14 protein-coding genes are annotated in these 17,813 nt (G+C 62.3%); 9 read left to right on the forward strand and 5 right to left on the reverse strand.

Annotated features, from left to right (window positions below; all coding sequences use genetic code 11):
* Nucleotides 1-80: 80 nt before the first annotated feature.
* From V3W39_RS23875 to V3W39_RS23885, 3 genes are all read right to left on the reverse strand, one after another.
* Complete coding sequence (locus V3W39_RS23875; protein ID WP_330213440.1) at nucleotides 81-1,118, reverse strand: purine-nucleoside phosphorylase; 1,038 nt, start codon at nucleotides 1,116-1,118, stop codon at nucleotides 81-83.
* 20 nt (nucleotides 1,119-1,138) lie between these two features.
* Nucleotides 1,139-2,095, reverse strand: a complete 957-nt coding sequence (locus V3W39_RS23880; protein ID WP_177133295.1) for a nucleoside-specific channel-forming protein Tsx — start codon at nucleotides 2,093-2,095, stop codon at nucleotides 1,139-1,141.
* A 155-nt stretch (nucleotides 2,096-2,250) separates the two neighbouring features.
* The gene (locus tag V3W39_RS23885) at nucleotides 2,251-3,201 is read right to left on the reverse strand and encodes a helix-turn-helix domain-containing protein (protein ID WP_177078444.1); all 951 of its coding nucleotides are present in this window, start codon (nucleotides 3,199-3,201) and stop codon (nucleotides 2,251-2,253) included.
* Nucleotides 3,202-3,415: 214 nt separating this feature from the next.
* Here V3W39_RS23885 and V3W39_RS23890 point away from each other — a divergent pair, with 214 nt between their 5' ends.
* The 3 genes from V3W39_RS23890 (at nucleotide 3,416) to V3W39_RS23900 (ending at nucleotide 6,322) form a co-directional block, all read left to right on the forward strand.
* Nucleotides 3,416-4,726 carry an ABC transporter substrate-binding protein gene (locus tag V3W39_RS23890; protein ID WP_177044612.1) on the forward strand — a complete coding sequence of 437 codons (1,311 nt, stop codon included), beginning with the start codon at nucleotides 3,416-3,418 and terminating at the stop codon, nucleotides 4,724-4,726.
* A 22-nt stretch (nucleotides 4,727-4,748) separates the two neighbouring features.
* On the forward strand, nucleotides 4,749-5,522 hold the full coding sequence (locus V3W39_RS23895) for an L-iditol 2-dehydrogenase (protein ID WP_330213441.1): 774 nt from the start codon (nucleotides 4,749-4,751) through the stop codon (nucleotides 5,520-5,522).
* A 140-nt stretch (nucleotides 5,523-5,662) separates the two neighbouring features.
* Entirely contained in the window at nucleotides 5,663-6,322 is a 660-nt protein-coding gene (locus tag V3W39_RS23900) for a nicotinamidase (protein WP_177044616.1), read from the forward strand.
* Between the two features lie 913 nt (nucleotides 6,323-7,235).
* Here V3W39_RS23900 and V3W39_RS23905 read toward each other — a convergent pair.
* Complete coding sequence (locus V3W39_RS23905) at nucleotides 7,236-8,666, reverse strand: serine hydrolase domain-containing protein (RefSeq protein WP_330213442.1); 1,431 nt, start codon at nucleotides 8,664-8,666, stop codon at nucleotides 7,236-7,238.
* A gap of 25 nt (nucleotides 8,667-8,691) precedes the next feature.
* Nucleotides 8,692-9,606 carry a LysR substrate-binding domain-containing protein gene (locus tag V3W39_RS23910; protein WP_177044620.1) on the reverse strand — a complete coding sequence of 305 codons (915 nt, stop codon included), beginning with the start codon at nucleotides 9,604-9,606 and terminating at the stop codon, nucleotides 8,692-8,694.
* 389 nt (nucleotides 9,607-9,995) lie between these two features.
* Here V3W39_RS23910 and V3W39_RS23915 point away from each other — a divergent pair, with 389 nt between their 5' ends.
* From V3W39_RS23915 to V3W39_RS23940, 6 genes are all read left to right on the forward strand, one after another.
* Nucleotides 9,996-11,555 carry an ABC transporter substrate-binding protein gene (locus V3W39_RS23915; protein ID WP_177044622.1) on the forward strand — a complete coding sequence of 520 codons (1,560 nt, stop codon included), beginning with the start codon at nucleotides 9,996-9,998 and terminating at the stop codon, nucleotides 11,553-11,555.
* 2 nt (nucleotides 11,556-11,557) lie between these two features.
* Nucleotides 11,558-12,499: an ABC transporter permease gene (locus V3W39_RS23920; RefSeq protein ID WP_003208135.1), complete on the forward strand. Its 942-nt coding sequence runs from the start codon at nucleotides 11,558-11,560 to the stop codon at nucleotides 12,497-12,499.
* Nucleotides 12,496-13,374 carry an ABC transporter permease gene (locus V3W39_RS23925; protein WP_003208137.1) on the forward strand — a complete coding sequence of 293 codons (879 nt, stop codon included), beginning with the start codon at nucleotides 12,496-12,498 and terminating at the stop codon, nucleotides 13,372-13,374. The genes V3W39_RS23920 and V3W39_RS23925 overlap by 4 nt, the downstream gene beginning before the upstream one ends.
* Complete coding sequence (locus V3W39_RS23930; RefSeq protein ID WP_177115867.1) at nucleotides 13,371-15,014, forward strand: ABC transporter ATP-binding protein; 1,644 nt, start codon at nucleotides 13,371-13,373, stop codon at nucleotides 15,012-15,014. Before V3W39_RS23925 ends, V3W39_RS23930 begins: the two co-directional genes overlap by 4 nt.
* Before the next feature lie 112 nt (nucleotides 15,015-15,126).
* Nucleotides 15,127-16,380, forward strand: a complete 1,254-nt coding sequence (locus tag V3W39_RS23935) for an OprD family porin (RefSeq protein WP_177044626.1) — start codon at nucleotides 15,127-15,129, stop codon at nucleotides 16,378-16,380.
* 207 nt (nucleotides 16,381-16,587) lie between these two features.
* Nucleotides 16,588-17,706, forward strand: a complete 1,119-nt coding sequence (locus tag V3W39_RS23940; RefSeq protein WP_294739454.1) for a succinylglutamate desuccinylase/aspartoacylase family protein — start codon at nucleotides 16,588-16,590, stop codon at nucleotides 17,704-17,706.
* The last annotated feature ends 107 nt before the right edge of the window (nucleotides 17,707-17,813 follow it).

The raw sequence follows: 17,813 nt of genomic DNA on the forward strand, positions 1-17,813 counted from the left end.
ACGCGGGGTACCCGATGCCCCGCGTTATCGTTAACCACCATCGCGAGCAAGCTTGCTCCTACAGACGTGCTGCGTATTTTTTACTCTTGCGGAACGCCTTTCTCCCACGCCGACCAGTTCTTCAGAATCGCCTGCACCAGCGGGTTACCGGTGCGGTACAGGTTCTCCAGTGCTGGCACAAAACCGCCCTGGTCTGCGTATTTCAACAGGTTGTCCACTTCGCTGTAGCCCGGGTACGGTCGATCAAAATCGGAACCGGCCCGCACCACCGCCAGGCGATTGATATCCACCAACCCTTCACGGCTGGCCCGCAACAACGCCTCATAGGTGGAGTTGTCTTCCTGCTGGGTGGTGCAGTACACGCCTTTATTGTCCGTCAGCAATTTGGTCCAGACCTCGGCGCGCTCACTCAGGCGAGTCCCGGAGAACCAGGTATTGCCCGCCAGGGTGTCGCACCGGGTGACCTGCGGCGGCTGATTGGCCGGCGCGTACGGGTAGTGTTTGCGCCAGGCCGCGGACTCCTTGCTTTCGCTGAGTTCGACTTTCTGCGACAGCGCAAAGGCCTTGGCCTGCAGTTTGGGATTGAGCTCGAAGACTTCGGTCTTGTAGTCCAGCGGCGGTTTCTCGTTCGGCCCCTTGGTATTGATGCCGATGTAACCGGTCGGCCAATCCTTCGGTGCATCCCGTGAGTCCAGCTCCCACTGGGTGCCGAACTCCACCAGGTAATGGGCCCACGCGGCGGTGCCGATGGTGCCGTGGTGCGGGTTGATCCCGGCAATCCCGGCAATCAGGAAGTAGCTCTGGCGCAGGTCGAACTTGGGCGACAACGCCAGTGCCAGGGTCGAGGCGGCAGCGTTGGTCTGGCCCATGCCGGTGACCAGCAGGCACACGTCCTGGGTATTGCAGCGGATCACCGGATACTCGGCCGACAGGCCCGGTACGCGTACTTCCTGTTTAAGCTCCAGGCGATCGATCCAGTTTTGCGCCTCGGGGGCGAACATGGTGATCAGCATCACCTTGGGCTTGATCGGGGCCGGCGTATCGGCCAGCACGACTTGCGGCAACAGCGCCCCGGCGGCCAGGCCGATGGCGATGGAAAGACGGGTAAAAATCTTCATCTACTGCTCCTTGTTCACACTCAGAATTGATAGCCCACACCGGCGTAGTAACCCCAGCCGTTGGAGCGGGCGCGGAAGTTACCGTCGCCAAAGTTCAGCTCGCTGCCGTCTTCCCAGTTGCCGCCGTTATGGAAGTAACGGCCAACCAGGGTGAAGCGCAGGTGAGTGAACGAATACAACAGCACGTTTGTTGCAACCAGTGAGTTGGCGGTGCGCGCGGGGTTGTCTTTGTGCAGGTCCGAGCCGAAATCGTAGTTAGTGAAGCCGATATAGGTCAGCGAGGCACCATTGTCGAAGCTGCCGATGGGCACGATGTATTTCATCTGTGCCCGGTAGCCGTCCCACGAGTATTCGTTGCTGGCACCGTAGTTTTCCCACTGGTAGCGGCCATAGAAGTTCGCCGACAGGTTGACCCGCGAGTGGGTCTCGATGTCGGTGCCCAGGCCGCTGTACAAGGTGTTGGCGCGGTTGGCCTTGTTGCTGCCGTGGTCGTAGATCCAGTCGAACGCCACGTACCATTCCTTGAACGGCCCGATGGCCAGGCTGCGGCCGGCCAGGTAGTCGATGGAGATGCGCGGCTCGTGCTCCATGAACACCGGAGAACCGTGGTCCCACGCGCCTTTGTCATTGCTGTTGCCGATGCCGAAGATCTTCGGGATGTCGACGTAGCCATACAGTTCGAACGGGCCCTTGCGGCCGAAGTATTCGTACTCCAGGTAAACGTCATCGGCGGGTTTGGGGCCGAAGCTGATGTCTTTGCTGCCGATTACCGTCAGGTCCTGGTTGAACCAGTCCGACAGGTACACGCCTTTTTTCGAGGGGCTAGCTTCCGGCGCCAGGGTTTCGCCCTGTGCTGAGTCATCGGCAGGTTTTTGCTGCGCCAAAATGGGTGCGCTGAGTACTCCCGTAACGGCAGCCAGTAGCAGGGAAACAGCAAAAGGAGTGGCCGACGTGGGTCGTCTGGAAGTGGGGTGCATTGAAAATCCCTGTTCGTACGCGGTTGTGGCCCGATTCTTCGGGTTGAGGTGAACTTGGCTGCCAAGTTCGTTCCGCAAACGTTTGCACAGGTTGTACCAATTTGTGTCAATTGCATGAACGAATTAAGAAAAGTGGGAAATAGTCGGCCTTTTGGTCAGAAATGCGCCTTGGTAAACGGCAGCGCCTGATCACCGTTGCGGTTGAACAGATACGTTGCGGTTTCCCTGCGATATTCGCTGGGAGTCTGGTTCATCTCGATACGAAAGTGCCGGTTGAAGTTGGAGAGGTTGGCGTAGCCCACTTCAAAGCAGATATCCGCCACGGACATTTCGCTTTGCAGTAACAGGCGGCAGGCACGCTGCACCCGGAACTTGCGCATAAGGTCGATAAAGCCGTGGCCGGTGACGCGCTTGAAGAACCGCGAAAAGCCCGGCTCGCTCATGTCCAGGCGCTGGGCGATCACCGACAGCCGCAGGTCGCCGGTCAACTCCGTCATCAGGTAATCGAAAGCCTTGTGGATTCGCTCCGAGTTGCGGGCATCCAGGCTCGGCGTGTAGCAGGCACTGGCCAGGCAGTGGGCTTCCCGGGCGGGCGCCTGCATCAAGGTGTGCAGCAACTGGATGAACAGAATCAGGCGCGCCAGGCCTTGGGCGGGCCCGATGGATTCCAGCAGTTGCGCAGCCTTCAGGGCGGTCTCGCCGGTAAATTCCAGGCCGCGCCGGGCTCGGTCAAACAGGCTTTGCAGGTCGCCCAGCTCGGGCAGGGTGGTGCGCAGGGCCAGCAGCGCAGCCCCGTCGAACTGCAACACCACGTCGCGCCCGGTCAGGTATTCGCCCGGCGCCAGGTCGCCGATCCAGTCGTGGGGCAGGTCGGGGCCGATCAGTGCGACATGGCCGGCCCCAAACGCACCGATATAGTCGCCCGCCACCAACTTGCCGCTGCCCTGGCGGATCAGGTGAATCTCGAATTCGGGGTGATGGTTCCAGCGCGCGAGTTCGAATGGATAGTCATGTTCGTACCAGCGAAAGCCATGCTCGGGCTCGGCCAGAATCACTTCCAGCTCGGCGGGGCGTTGCTCGAAAAGGGCGGAGCGGCTTGCAGGCATGGGCTTGGCCCTTCTGGGCTTTTTGGAATGGGACCAAAATACGCCCTTTGCGCGGGCAGCCGCTACCCCGGATTTTGCCCGCCACTGATACTTTTTTGATTTGGGCTGCGCGGTTAAAAAAGTATCAGCCGGGCATCCGCCAGTCGTTTGTCCGGTTCCGGGCAAGCTGCTGTAATCGGGCCGTCAACAACAAAAACAATAAGTGGAAACCGCCATGTTCAAGATTCCGAAAGCGCTGTTCCTGCTCTCCGGCCTCACGCTGGCAATCGCCGCCCACGCGGCCGAAACCGTGACCATCGCCACCGTCAACAACAGCGACATGATCCGCATGCAACGCCTGTCCAAGGTGTTCGAGCAACAACACCCCGACGTGAAACTCAATTGGGTGGTGCTCGAAGAAAACGTCCTGCGTCAACGCCTCACCACCGACATCGCCACCCAGGGCGGCCAGTTCGATGTGCTGACCATCGGCACCTACGAAACCCCGCTGTGGGGCGCCAAGCACTGGCTGGAACCGATCACGCCACTGCCTGCCGGTTACGACGTGGACGACATCTTCCCGGCCGTGCGCCAGGGGCTGTCGGTGAACAACACCCTCTACGCCTTGCCGTTCTATGGCGAAAGCACCGTCACCTATTACCGCACCGACCTGTTCAAACAGGCCGGCCTGACGATGCCCGAGCATCCGACCTGGACCCAGTTGGGCGAGTTCGCCGCCAAGCTCAACCAACCCGCCAAGGACCAATACGGCATGTGCCTGCGGGGCAAGGCTGGCTGGGGTGAAAACATCGCGCTGCTGAGCACCATGGCCAACGCCTTTGGCGCCCGCTGGTTTGACGAGCAATGGAAGCCCGAGCTGACGAGCCCCGAGTGGACGGCGGCAGCCAACTTCTACGTCAACACCCTGAAGAACTACGGCCCGCCCGGCGTCTCCAGCAACGGTTTCAACGAAACCCTGGCGCTGTTTAACAGCGGCAAATGCGCGATCTGGGTCGACGCCAGCGTCGCCGGCTCGTTCACCACCGACAAAACCCAAAGCAAGGTGGCCGACAGCGTGGGCTTTGCCGCCGCACCCACCGAGGTCACCGACAAGGGCTCGTCGTGGCTGTACGCCTGGTCCCTCGCGATCCCGGCCACCTCCAAACACAAGGACGCCGCCAAAGCCTTCATCACCTGGGCCACCTCCAAGGAATACATCCAGTTGGTGGCGGACAAGGACGGCATCACCAACGTGCCGCCGGGCACGCGTCAGTCCACCTACAACGCGGCGTACCTGGCTGCGGCGCCGTTCGCCAAGGTGACCTTGCAGATGATGCAACACGCCGACCCTGCGCACCCGTCGGCCAAGCCCGTGCCGTACGTGGGCATCCAATACGTGACGATCCCCGAGTTCCAGGCCATCGGCACCTCGGTGGGCAAGCTGTTTTCGGCGGCGCTCACCGGCGGCATGACCGTCGACAAGGCGCTGGCCGAGGCGCAGTCCACCACCGAGCGTGAAATGAAACGCGCCGGCTACCCGAAATAATCACCTTATGGACACTGCATTCATGAAACGACTGGAAGGTAAAAGCGCGCTGGTCACCGGCAGCGCCCGGGGTATTGGCCGGGCATTTGCCCAGGCCTACATCAACGAAGGCGCCACCGTTGCCATCGCCGACATCGACCTGGAACGGGCCCGGGCCACCGCCGCCGAGCTGGGCCCGATGGCTTACGCGGTGGCGATGGACGTCACCGACCAGGCCTCCATCGACGCCGCGATTGCCGCCGTGGTGGCCCAGGCCGGCAAGCTCGATATCCTGATCAACAACGCCGCGTTGTTCGACCTGGCACCCATCACCGACATCACCCGCGACAGCTTCGACCGGTTGTTCTCGATCAACGTCGCCGGAACGCTGTTCACCTTGCAGGCGGCTGCCAAGCAGATGATCAAGCAGGGCCATGGCGGCAAGATCATCAACATGGCCAGCCAGGCCGGGCGCCGTGGTGAGCCGCTGGTGGCGGTGTACTGCGCGACCAAGGCGGCGGTGATCAGCCTCACGCAGTCGGCGGGGCTGAATTTGATCAAGCAGGGCATCAACGTGAATGCCATCGCGCCGGGCGTGGTGGACGGTGAACATTGGGACGGGGTGGATGCGATGTTCGCCCGGCATGAAGGGCTACCGCTGGGTGAGAAGAAAAAGCGCGTGGGGGCAGAGGTGCCTTACGGGCGGATGGGCACGGCTGAGGATTTGACTGGGATGGCGGTTTTTCTTGCGTCAAAGGATGCCGATTACGTGGTGGCACAGACCTATAACGTCGACGGCGGTAACTGGATGAACTGATGGCACTGGTCCGTTGCGGTGGTCGTCAATGATAGCGCAGGAGGCCTGATACTCCTCGGTGCTCTCAGGTTTTTCGCGAGCAAGCTTGCTCCTACAGCCGGCCCTGTGCTTTTGTGCGCATGCCAGAGGAGAACGCCAAAATGACCGTCCCGAAAACCGCTGTTGCCTCATTTGATGTCGATGCCCAGAAGAGTTTCACGCCGCTGTGCCCCGCTGAACTGCCGGTGGCCGGCGGCGACCAGATCGGTAGTGAACTCAACTATATGGCCAGCCTCGCCGGGCGCCGTGTGGGCAGCAAGGACGCCCACACCCCGCACGCGCCCTGGGTGGTCTCGCACCACAGCGAGATGCTGCAACCCACCGGCCTGGTGCACGCCGATGTCACCTGGGTGGCCCACTGCGTGCCCGGCACCGAGGGTTTCACGCTGCTGGACGAATTACCCACGCCCTATGACTACGACTACTTCATCTGGAAAGGCGTCGAGCCCGACCTGCATCCCTACGGCGCCTGCTTTCACGACCTCCACGACAAACTCTCCACCGGGGTCATTGAATACCTCAATGCCCAGGGCATTCGGCGCGTGATCGTCGGTGGCCTGGCGCTGGACTACTGCGTCAAGACCACCGTCTTGCAACTGTTCAAGGCCGGTTTCGAGGTGATCCTGCACTTGCCGGCGTGCCGGGGGATCAGCGAGGAGGGCGGCGTGGCAGCGGTTGACCACCTTGCACAAGTCGGCGTGATGATCAGCCGCAGCCGCGAAGAACTGGCCGCGATGGTTGTAGGAGCTGTCGAGCTTTAGCGAGGCTGCGAGGGGAGCGCTGCGGTGTGACCGGGGTACCGAGTCGCCTGTATCGCAGGCAAGCCAGCTCCTACATTTTGATTGGTGAATACATTCCAATGTGGGAGCTGTCGAGCTTTAGCGAGGCTACGTTGGGAGCGCTGCGGTGTGACTGGGGTAGCGAGTTGCCTGCATCGCAGGCAAGCCAGCTCCCACATTTTGATTTGTGAATACATGCCAATGTGGGAGCTGTCGAGCTTTAGCGAGGCTGCGATGGGATCACCGCGGTGTGACTGGGGTACCGAGTCGCCTGTATCGCAGGCAAGCTAGCTCCCACATTTTGATTTGTGAATACATGCCAATGTGGGAGCTGTCGAGCTTTAGCGAGGCTGCGATGGGATCACCGCGGTGTGGCTGGGGTACCGAGTTGCCTGTATCGCAGGCAAGCCAGCTCCCACATTTTGATTTGTGAATACATTCCAATGTGGGAGCTGTCGAGCTTTAGCGAGGCTGCGATGGGATCACCGCGGTGTGACCGGGGCACCGAGTCGCCTGTATCGCAGGCAGCTCCCACATTTTGATTTGTGAATACATGCCAATGTGGGAGCTGTCGAGCTTTAGCGAGGCTGCGATGGGATCACCGCGGTGTGACCGGGGCACCGAGTCGCCTGTATCGCAGGCAGCTCCCACATTTTGATTTGTGAATACATTCCAATGTGGGAGCTGTCGAGCTTTAGCGAGGCTGCGAGGGGAGCGCTGCGGTGTGACCGGGGTACCGAGTCGCCTGTATCGCAGGCAAGCCAGCTCCTACATTTTGATTTGTGGATACATTCCAATGTGGGAGCTGTCGAGCTTTAGCGAGGCTGCGATGGGAGCGCTGCGGTGTGACTGGGGTACCGCGTCGCCTGCATCGCGGGCAAGCCCGGCTCCCACGCTAGAGCTTCCTGCCCACTAATACTTCCTGCTCCTTCCCGGCACTGTTGACGTTGACCGTACGGGCCACACGCACGCGGTCACGGTCAAACTCACACACCACCCGGTCGCGAAACGCCGTCTGCGGGTAGATCCAGGTCATCTCCAGCGTCCCGGTATCCAGCCAGCGCGCGCCGGCAACGATCTGCGCGTCCTTGAATTCATAACCATGGTGCAACGCTCGCCCCGGCATGCTGGTGGTGCCGGTGATCCAGCGATCAATCCCCACTTCAAGGACATGGCTGGCCTTGCTGTCGGTCAGTTGGAAGCGCAGCACATCGCCCTCAACGGCGAACGCCAGTTGCCGCACATCCAGGCCATTCGGTTCCACCTGATAGCCACCAGTGAAATCCGCCGGTCCGGCGCAGGCTGAAAGCAAATCAGGCCGCAGCGCCATGCTCGCCAAACGCTCCTCCAACCGCGCATCCGCTTCAGGGTTGACGCTGCAATCACTGCCAAACGCCGCCGGAAAATGCCGCTCGACAAACGGGATCAGCTCTGCCGAATTCTTCATCCCGCCGATCACCACCAGTGTTGCGCCGTACTCACGAAACACCATCGCCATTTGCACAAACACACCCACGGCACTGAAGGCGTGTGCCGGCTTCATCATCCAGTGATAACCGTAACGACTGTCCGGCCCACCTTGTGGCCGGGTGGCCGCAGCAACCCAGGCGGCGGGGAGAATCTGCTGGCCGTTCCACACGCCGCCTTGTGCATGCAGCACGGCCAGCTTGAGCATGGCCGACGTAGGTGCCTTGAGCCCGTTACCGCCGGGGTTCACACCGTCGGGGCCGATGTCCCAGCGTTCGTTATGGATGTCCAGCGGCACAAATAGCCGTGGTTTGAGATAAGCGTGCAAGGTCTGCCCGGTGACCTTGTTGATCAGCGCCGAGAGCATGTAGCTCGCCGCACTGGTATAGACGTAGGTGGTGCCCGGCGCATAGGCCAGCGGGATCTTGAAAAACTCGGCAATCCAGCTGGTCTCGATCCCGCGCCACACCGAGCCCGAGGTATTGGCGGCGTGGCCGGTGCGCATGGTCAGCAGGTGCTCCACGGTCATGTCCGCCAGGCGCGGGTCGGCATCGGCCGGCACGAACTCGGGGAAGAACCCCACCAGCCGGTCTTCCAGCTTCAACAACCCTTCATCCAGCGCCAGGCCAATGGCGCAGGCGGTAAAACTCTTGGCCACCGAGTGCAATACCCGTGGCTCGTTGGGGTCCACCGGCCAGCTCCAGCCTTCGGCGACCACCTGGCCGTGGCGGTGCAGCATCAGGCCTTGCAGGTCGAGGCCGGCCGCTTTCACTTCGTCGAGAAAGGCAATCAGGTGCTCGGGATCAACGCCGACACTGCTGGCGCTGGCGCGGGACAAACCATCGTAGGACATGGGCATAAACAGGCTCGTGGTGGGAGGGAAATCAACGGCTGCGGTGCACCAGCCGCGAATAGGAAATCAGCATGCTGGTCAGTTCCTGGCTGACGCTGGTGAGCGGTGATGAGCGGCGGCTGATCAGGCACACATCGCGGGGGGCCAGCGGCTCGTCGATGGCGATGGTGGTCAGGGCGCTGGAAAACAGCTTCATCCCCGGCAGCATGCGCGGCTCGATGGTCAGGTAGTCGGTTTCCGAGACGATGTGCAGGGTTTCCAGCAACGAATCGGTGGTGATCGCGATCTTCGGCGGCGCCAGGCCCTGGGTGCGGAACAGTTCGATCAAGCGGTTCTCCGCGCCGCCTACCACGCCGGCCGGGCGTACGCTGATCCACTGGCAGTCGGTGAGGGCTTGCACGGATTTTGCGTGGGCCTGCGGGTGGCCCTTGCGCGCAATGATGCCGGCGTTGGAGCTGTAGAGGCGGTCGATGGCCAGGTCGATATCGGCCACATTGGGCGCCAGCGGGCACAAGACGAAATCCAGGCGCCCATCGCGGACTTTTTCCACCAGGCCTTTGGTCGTATCGCTGGCCACATGCACCTGCATGCGCGGGAAGCGCTGGGTGAAGTTGCTCAGTACCGGCAGCAGCAGCTCGGCCAAGGGTTCGGAGGTGACGCCCAGGGCGATATGGCCTTCGGGCTCGCCTTTCCAGGGTTGCAGGTCGAGCAGGGCGCGTTCGCAATCGAGGGTGATGGAGCGGGCGCGGGCCAGGAACACTTCACCGGCCGGGGTCAGGTTGATGCCCTGGTTGGAGCGTTGCAGCAGCACCACCCCGAGTTCTTTTTCCAGGGTCTGGATCGATTGGGTCAGGGTGCTTTGCGCCACATCCAGCTGGCGTGCGGCAGAGCGGAAGCTGCCTTTTTCAACCACGGAGCAGAACGCACGAAGATGGGTGAGGGTCATGACAGTCGACTCAGTCAGTGCTGCATTTAAACCATTGAATGCCAGCCAGCTTATCTGATGACTATAGGTGCGCACAGATCGGTATGAGTGATCACGATCATTATTTCTGATCGGAAAAACCGTCTGTTTTTCAGCTACAGGCCCTGATTTCTCGGTACGGTAAGGCCTGGGCAACCCACGGACGGTTGATGATCGGATAAACCGAGCCCGATCACTCGGAGCGTTCTTCTCAAGTTCATCCGGTGGCGAATAAGATCGGTCCAGGAACATTCGCAAACCGTAATCAGCGACTAAAACAACAACAACTATTCAGGTGTTCGGCCGTGCCTCTTTTTGGGTCCTGCCAGCGTCCGAACCCAAGCGTAAGGATCATTCAAGGTGCATTTATCATGAACAAGACTTTAATCCTGGCTGGCGCCTTGTCCGCCGCGCTGGTGGGCACTGCCCACGCCGAGAATCTGTTGAAGGTCGCGTTGAACGCCGACATTCGCAGCACCGAGCCAGGCGTCAACCGTGACACCAACTCCGACGCCGTCATCTTGCACATTACCGAAGGACTGGTGGCCTTCCGTGAAGATGCCACCGTCGGCCCACTGCTGGCCAAGGACGTGCAGGTGTCCGACGACGGCCTGCGCTACACCTTCCATCTGCGCAGCGGGGTCAAGTTCCAGAACGGTGCGCCGTTGACCTCCGCCGAAGTGCTGTGGACCTGGAAACACTACCTCGACCCGAAAACCCAGTGGCGCTGCGCCCCTGAATTCGATGGCCATGGCGGCGCCAAGATCGTCGACATGAGCGCCCCGGACCCACTCACCGTGGTGTTCACCCTGGACAAACCCAACGGCCTGTTCCTGACCAGCACCGCACTGCCGGAATGCGGCGGCAGCGGCATCCTGCACCCAGACTCGGTGGTCGACGGCCAATGGAAAACCCCCATCGGCACCGGCCCGTTCCGCCTGGGCGAGTGGAAGCCCGGCCAGTACATCGACCTGCTGCGCAACGCCCATTACACCCCGCGTGACGAGAAAGAACCGGACGGCTACACCGGCAATAAAACCACCACCCTCGACCGCGTACGCCTGCTGGTGATCCCCGACCCGGCGGCGGCCAAGGCGGCCTTGCTGTCGAAGAACGTCGACCTGCTGATTGACGTCACACCGCTGGACGCCACCGAACTGGCGGCCAACCCCGGCATCAAGGTCACCTCCAGCGGCACCATGTCGGTCAACGCGCTGTTGTTCCAGACCCGCGACCCGTTGCTCAAGGATGTGCGCCTGCGCCAGGCCATCGCCCATTCGCTGGATTCGGCGCAAATCGTCGCCGCCTTGACCGGTGGCCGCTCCCAGGCCAACAACTCGATGGTCGCCAGCGGCAGCCACTACCACCAGGCCATCGAGAACCAGGGCTTCGACTTCGACCCGGCCAAGACTGCCCAACTGCTGCGTGAAGCCGGCTATAAAGGCCAGCCGATCAAGCTGATCGTCAACAAACGCTACGCCGCGATCTTCGACATGGGCGTGTTCGTGCAAGCCATGGCCAAGGCCAGCGGCATCAACCTGGAACTGGAAACCCTGGAGTGGGGCACTCAGCTGGAGCGCTACCAGACCGGCAACTACCAGATGATGGCGTTCCCGTATTCCGAACGCCTCGACCCGGCCCTGAGTTTCGACTCCATGACCGGCGACAAGGACAAGGAAGCCCGCAAGGTCTGGGACAACCCCCAGGCCCAGGAATGGCTGCGTGAAGCCCAGCGCGAAGGCGACATCACCAAGCGCCAGGCGCTGTTTGATCAACTGCATCAGCAGATGCTCAAGGACGTGCCGATGATCCCGATGTACAACGGCAACGCCATCGCCGCCAGCCGCGACTATGTGCACGGCCTGCGCACCTGGCCGGTGTCCAAGCCGCGCCTGTGGACCGTCAGCGTGCCTGCCACCGGGAGTAACTGAGGATGTTGCGTTTCATCTTCCAACGGCTGGCGATGTCGATCCCGACCTTGCTGCTGATCTCGCTGATGGTGTTCGCGATCATCCGGCTGGTGCCCGGTGACCCGGCGCTGCTGATGCTGGGTGACATGGCCGACGCCCATAGCCTGGAGGTCGCGCGTGCGTCCCTGGGCCTGGACCAGCCGTTGCCGCTGCAGTTTGTGATCTGGCTCAAGGCGGTGCTCAGTGGCGACCTCGGGCATTCCATCACCACCAATGAGGCGGTGTTGCCGCTGATCCTTGACCGCTTCCAGGTGAGTGCCGGGATCGTGCTGGTCTCGGTGTTGCTCGCGGCGTTGATTGCGGTACCGGCCGGTTTGCTCTCGGCGTGGAAACAGAACAGCTCCCTGGACTTTGGCGTGGTGTCGACCGCCACCCTGTTGCTGTCGATCCCCAGCTTCTGGCTCGGCTTGCTGTTGCTCTATGCGTTCGGCATCAAGCTCGGCTGGTTGCCGGTGGTGGGGTATGTGTCGTTCGGCCAGTCGCCGTGGCAGGCGTTGAGTTTTATCGTGCTGCCGATTGTCACCCTGACCCTGGTGGAACTGGGCGCAATCACCCGCATGGCCCGGGCCAGTGCAATCGAAGTGCTGCGCCTGGAATACATCACCCACGCCCGGGCCAAGGGCCTGTCGGAGCGGGCGGTGTTGTGGCGGCATGCGCTGCGCAACTCGTTTGCACCGACCCTGACCCTGATCGGCCTGATCCTCGGCAACCTGCTCAGCGGCATCGCGGTGCTGGAGACCGTGTTCACCCTGCCGGGCATCGGCCGGCTGATGGTCGACGCCATCTACGCCCGGGACTACCCGGTGCTGCAAGGCTGCCTGCTGCTGGTGACCTTTGTTTATGTGCTGGTCAACCTGTTGGTGGACCTGCTGTACCCGCTCTTCGACCCCAGGGTTAAGTTATGAATAAGCCTCTACCTGCCGCACCCGAGGTGCTGTTGCCGGCACCGGCGCGTGCCCCCAGGGCCTGGCGTGTGCCGCCGTTGAACGCGCTGATCGGTGCGCTGCTGCTGGCCTTGTTGTTGATTATGGCCTTGCTCGGCCTGGTCTGGACGCCCCACGACCCGTTGGCCCTGAACCTGTTGGCGCGCTTGCAGGCGCCCACGGCCGCCCACTGGCTGGGCACTGACGAATATGGCCGCGATGTGCTGAGCCGCCTGATGATCGGCGCGCACACCAGCCTGTGGGTGAGTGTGTTGACGGTGACGCTGGCGATCACCGCCGGCACAGTGCTGGGCCTGCTGGCCGGGTTCCTGCGGGGCTGGGTCGACCGTGGCTTGATGATGGTCAACGACGCATTGCTGGCGTTTCCCGGCATCCTGCTGGCCCTGGGCTTGATGGCGATCATCGGCCCGAGCCTCTACGGGATCGTGTTTGCGCTGAGCCTGGCCTACACGCCGTCGGTGGTGCGAGTGGTGCGCGGCACGGTGCTGTCGCTGCGCGAGAAAGAGTTTGTCGAGGCCTCGCGGGTGATCGGCAACTCCGAGCTGTACACCATGCTGCGGCACATCGCGCCGAACTGCGTGGCACCGGTGTGCGTGCTCGCCACCAGCATGTTCGGCTGGGCGATCCTCGCGGAAAGCTCCCTGAGCTTCCTCGGCCTGGGCGTACCGCCGCCGGCTGCCACCTGGGGCAACATGCTCGCCGCCAGCCGGCCGTATATCGCCACGGCCAGTTGGCTGGGGCTGTTTCCCGGTGTCTGCATCGCCATGGCGTTGCTGGCGTTCAACCTGTGTGGCGATGCCTTGCGCGATCGTCTCGACCCGCGGATGAGTAAATGACCATGACTGACATCCTTCTGGCAGTCGACCAGCTGAAAATCCGCGTGGGGGCCCACGGCCCGCTGGCGGTCAACGACCTGAGCTTCACCATCGCGCCCGGCGAAATCGTGGCGCTGGTGGGCGAGTCCGGCAGCGGCAAGACCATGGCCGCCCGCGCCGCCATCGGCCTGCTGCCACCGCCCCTGGAACAATGCAGCGGCCAGGTGCGCTTCCAGGGCCATGACCTGGGCAGCCTGGCGCCGGAGCAACTGCGCCAGTTGCGCGGGGCGAAGATCGGCATGGTGTTCCAGGAACCCATGGTGTCCCTCAACCCGTCCATGAGCATCGGCGAGCAAATGGCCGAAGGCCTGCGCCTGCACACCAAACTGACCGAGGCGCAGATCCGCGAGCGCAGCCTGGAGATGCTCGGGCATATCGGCATCAAGGACGCCGAGCGTTGCCTGGCGGCGTTTCCCCACGAGTTCTCCGGCGGCATGCGCCAGCGCATCATGCTGGCCTCGGTGATGCTGCTGCGCCCGGCCTTGCTGATTGCCGACGAACCCACCACGGCCCTCGATTGCCTGGCGCAACTGGACGTGTTGAAGCTGATGCTCGACCTGACCCGCGAGCAGGGCACCGCGATCCTGTTTATCAGCCACGACCTGTCGCTGGTGGCGCGCTACGCCGACAAAGTGGTGGTGATGCGCGAAGGCCGCGCGGTGGAGCAGGGCACCATCGAGCAGATCCTGCTGGCGCCCAAGGCCGAGTACACCCGGCAACTGCTGGAAGCCCTGCCGCGGCGCGGCACCCTGGCGCCATTGCCCAAGGCCGACCGGCCGTTGCTCACGGTCAAGGACGTGTGCATCGAACACCCGGGGCCGCGCAGCCTGTGGGGCCGCAGCCAGTTCAAGCGGGTGGTGCACTCGGCCAACCTGTCCATCGCCCCCGGGGAAACCCTGGCGCTGGTGGGTGGCAGCGGCTCGGGCAAGACCACCCTGGGCCGCGCGATTGTCGGCCTGAACAGCCCGTGTTCCGGCGCCATCGAGTTTGAGGGCGTGGACATTCTCAAGGCCGGCAACCGCGAGCATCGCCTGCAATGCCAGATGATTTTCCAGGACCCGTATTCGTCCCTCGACCCGCGCATGAAGATCGGCGACATCCTCGCCGAACCCCTGCGCCATGTGCCCGGCATGACGCCGGCGCAACGGCGGGAGCGGGTGGCGAAAACCCTGGTGGACATTGGCCTGGCGGAGCAGTTTGTCGACCGCTTCCCGCACCAGTTGTCCGGTGGCCAGCGCCAACGCGTGGCCATCGGCCGGGCACTGGTGCGTCACCCGCGCCTGGTGATCGCCGATGAGCCGATCTCGGCGCTGGACATGACCATCCAGAAGCAGATCCTCGAGCTGTTCGAACGCCTGCAGGCGCAGTACGGCTTTGCCTGCCTGTTCATCTCCCACGACCTGGCGGCGGTGGAACGCATCGCCCACCGGGTGGCGGTGATGAGCGAGGGCAGGGTGGTGGAAATGGGCGCCCGCGACGAGATCTTCGACCGCCCGCAACACCCTTACACCCGCAAGCTGCTGGCCGCTGCCAGCCCCTTGGAGAAACTTGAAAACGGTGGCTACCGCATCCGCCAAGGCCCCGTACCGCTAGCGCTGTAACCCAGGACTGACGTCACCCGCCGCGCAAATCGCTGATTTGCGCGAACGGCGAAGCCATGCCCGAAGAACAATAAAAACACCAACCCCCACCACACTGCCAGGAGCTAAAAAAATGAAAAAATCCCTGACTCAACTCATCACCGGCGTCGGCGTTGTCAGCAGCGGGCTGGTCCCGTCACTGGCCCACGCAGACTTCATCAAGGACAGCAGCGGTACGCTGGAATTGAAGAACTATTACTTCAACCGTGACTACCGCGAAGCGGCGTCCCAGTCGATGCGCGCCGAGTGGGCCCAAGGTTTTATCCTCGGCATCAAGTCCGGTTTCACCGAAGGCACCGTGGGCTTCGGCCTGGACCTGACCGGCATGCTGGGGGTGAAACTCGACTCCAGCCCTGGGCTGTCCGGTACGGGCTTGCTGCAGCGTGACAGCGACAAAAACGTCTCTGACGATTACTCCAAACTGGGCGTAACCGCCAAGGCGCGCTTCGCAAAAAGCGAGCTGCGTGTGGGTTACCTGGTGCCGGACCTCCCGATCCTGCAACCCAACACCAGCCGTCTGTTCCCGCAGTCCTTCAGCGGCACCCAGTTGGTGTCCAACGACATCAGCAACTTGAAAATCACCCTCGGCCAGATCGACCAGGCCAAGGACCGTGACTCCACCAACTACGAAGACATGAAGCTGACCACGGTGAGCAAGGTCTACAAAAGCACCGCCCTGAGCGACCAGTTTCGCTTTGCCGGTGGCGACTATTCGCTGACCCCCAACACCTTGCTCAGCTACCACTACGCTGCGCTGGACAGCATCTACCAGCAGCAATACGTGGGCTTCAAGAACAACTTCGGCCTGGGACCGGGCACGCTGAAAACCGACGTGCGCTACTTCAAGTCCGACAAGGACGGTGCGGGCCTGGCGGGCAAGGTCGACAACAGCGCGTTGAGCAGCCGCCTGACCTACACCTACGGCGGCCACAGCATTGGCGGCGGCTTCCAGCAGCAATACGGCACCACGCCGTTTACTTACCTGGACGGCTCCATCACCTACCTGTTCACCGAGTACCAGTTCAGCAACTTCACCCAGACCAAGGAACGTGCCTGGCACGCCCGCTATGACTACAACTTTGCCGACCTCGGTTTGCCGGGCCTGCTGTTCGGGATCAAGTACGCCAAGGGTGATTCGGCCGAGGTGCTCGGCTTCAACCGCGAAGGCCGCGAGTGGGAGCGCGACCTGGACCTGGGTTACGTGGTGCAGAACGGGCCTTTCAAAGGCGTGTCGATGCGCTGGCGCAACGCGCTGAGCAAAGGCAACTACTTCAACGACGTTAACGAGAACCGCGTGATGCTGGGCTACACCCTGGCGCTCTGGTAACCACCCACTGTGGGAGCGGGCTTGCCCGCGATTGCGGTGGGTCAGTCACGCAATAGGCTGGCTGACCCACCGCTATCGCAGGCAAGCCAGCTCCCACACTGATCGGATTACCAGATCGAGATAGCCCTGGCCGCCCTTACAGACGATCACGCCGGCTCGTTAATATTTCTTCAGCGTTCATCACTCGAATATCGAGATTTCCGGTTTATGAAACTTAAATCACACCCCTTGCTGCAAGCGACACAAGGTACCCACAGGCACGTGGACAGTGAGCATTACGGTGCAATGGGTGCAGGTCGAAAAATCTATATCCAGGCGGCGCTGCATGCCGACGAAACCCCGGCGCTGCTGGTAGCCGCGCAACTGCGCCGGCAACTGGCGGAACTGGAAAATGCCAACCGCCTGAATGCCGAGATCGTGCTGGTGGCCGTGGCCAACCCCACCGGGCTGAGCCAATACATCATGGGCGCGCCCAGCGGGCGTTTCGAGCTGGGCAGCGGGCGCAATTACAACCGGGGTTTTCCGGTGCCATACCCGGCGATTGCCGACAAGATTGAACACCTGCTGGGCCAGGACATCGACGCCAACCGCCAACTGATCCGTCAGGCGTGGGGCGAATGCCTGCTGGACGCGCAGCCGCTGGACGAATTCCAGTCCCTGCAACGTACCCTGATGCTGCTGGCCCACGACGCCGATATCGTGCTGGACCTGCACTGCTCCCGTGAAGCCGCGATGCACGTGTACACCGGTGAAGCAGTGTGGGCGACGGTGGAACCACTGGCGCGCTATATCGGTTCCGAAGCCTCGTTGCTGGCCACCGACTCCCAGGCCAACTCGTTCGATGAGGCGCTGTACCTGCTGTGGGTCAACTTGCGCGAGCGGTTTGGCGACCGGTTCCCGATTCCGGACAGCAGCGTGGCGGTGACCGTTGAGCATCGTGGCCAGCGGGATGTGTCCTATGAGCTGGCGCAGCATGACGCCACGGCAATTATTGACTACCTGACTCACCTGGGCGCGATTGAAGGCACGCCCCGGCCATTGCCGGCCCTGCGCAACCCGGCGACGCCATTGGCCGGCAGTGAGCAGTTTTATGCGCCGTGCGCCGGGGTGCTGGTGCACCGGGCGGCGGTGGGCAGCCGCATCGAGGCGGGGCAGGCGTTGTTCGATATTGTTGACCCCCACAGTGGGCAGGTCACCACAGTCAACAGCCACAACACTGGCGTGCTCTACATGCGCCGCGACGTGCGCTTCGTCAAACCCGGCGATCCGCTGGGGCGCGTATCCGGTGCCACACCGATTCGCAGCGGCAAGCTACTCAGCGCCTGACGCAGGACAAGTGTGGGAGCTGGCTTGCCTGCGATAGCGGCGGCACATTTGACATCAATGCCGCCTGATACACCGCCATCGCAGGCAAGCCAGCTCCCACATTGGCG

It is taken from the genome of Pseudomonas sp. Z18(2022), assembly GCF_036346535.1.
GTDB lineage: Bacteria > Pseudomonadota > Gammaproteobacteria > Pseudomonadales > Pseudomonadaceae > Aquipseudomonas > Aquipseudomonas yamanorum_A.

Excerpts from the sequence above, each read along its gene's own strand:
- V3W39_RS23875 (WP_330213440.1), bottom strand. The coding sequence starts at position 1,118 with ATGAAGATTTTTACCCGTCTTTCCATCGCCATCGGCCTGGCCGCCGGG.
- V3W39_RS23880 (WP_177133295.1), bottom strand. The coding sequence starts at position 2,095 with ATGCACCCCACTTCCAGACGACCCACGTCGGCCACTCCTTTTGCTGTT.
- V3W39_RS23885 (WP_177078444.1), bottom strand. The coding sequence starts at position 3,201 with ATGCCTGCAAGCCGCTCCGCCCTTTTCGAGCAACGCCCCGCCGAGCTG.
- V3W39_RS23890 (WP_177044612.1), top strand. The coding sequence starts at position 3,416 with ATGTTCAAGATTCCGAAAGCGCTGTTCCTGCTCTCCGGCCTCACGCTG.
- V3W39_RS23895 (WP_330213441.1), top strand. The coding sequence starts at position 4,749 with ATGAAACGACTGGAAGGTAAAAGCGCGCTGGTCACCGGCAGCGCCCGG.
- V3W39_RS23900 (WP_177044616.1), top strand. The coding sequence starts at position 5,663 with ATGACCGTCCCGAAAACCGCTGTTGCCTCATTTGATGTCGATGCCCAG.
- V3W39_RS23905 (WP_330213442.1), bottom strand. The coding sequence starts at position 8,666 with ATGCCCATGTCCTACGATGGTTTGTCCCGCGCCAGCGCCAGCAGTGTC.
- V3W39_RS23910 (WP_177044620.1), bottom strand. The coding sequence starts at position 9,606 with ATGACCCTCACCCATCTTCGTGCGTTCTGCTCCGTGGTTGAAAAAGGC.
- V3W39_RS23915 (WP_177044622.1), top strand. The coding sequence starts at position 9,996 with ATGAACAAGACTTTAATCCTGGCTGGCGCCTTGTCCGCCGCGCTGGTG.
- V3W39_RS23920 (WP_003208135.1), top strand. The coding sequence starts at position 11,558 with ATGTTGCGTTTCATCTTCCAACGGCTGGCGATGTCGATCCCGACCTTG.
- V3W39_RS23925 (WP_003208137.1), top strand. The coding sequence starts at position 12,496 with ATGAATAAGCCTCTACCTGCCGCACCCGAGGTGCTGTTGCCGGCACCG.
- V3W39_RS23930 (WP_177115867.1), top strand. The coding sequence starts at position 13,371 with ATGACCATGACTGACATCCTTCTGGCAGTCGACCAGCTGAAAATCCGC.
- V3W39_RS23935 (WP_177044626.1), top strand. The coding sequence starts at position 15,127 with ATGAAAAAATCCCTGACTCAACTCATCACCGGCGTCGGCGTTGTCAGC.
- V3W39_RS23940 (WP_294739454.1), top strand. The coding sequence starts at position 16,588 with ATGAAACTTAAATCACACCCCTTGCTGCAAGCGACACAAGGTACCCAC.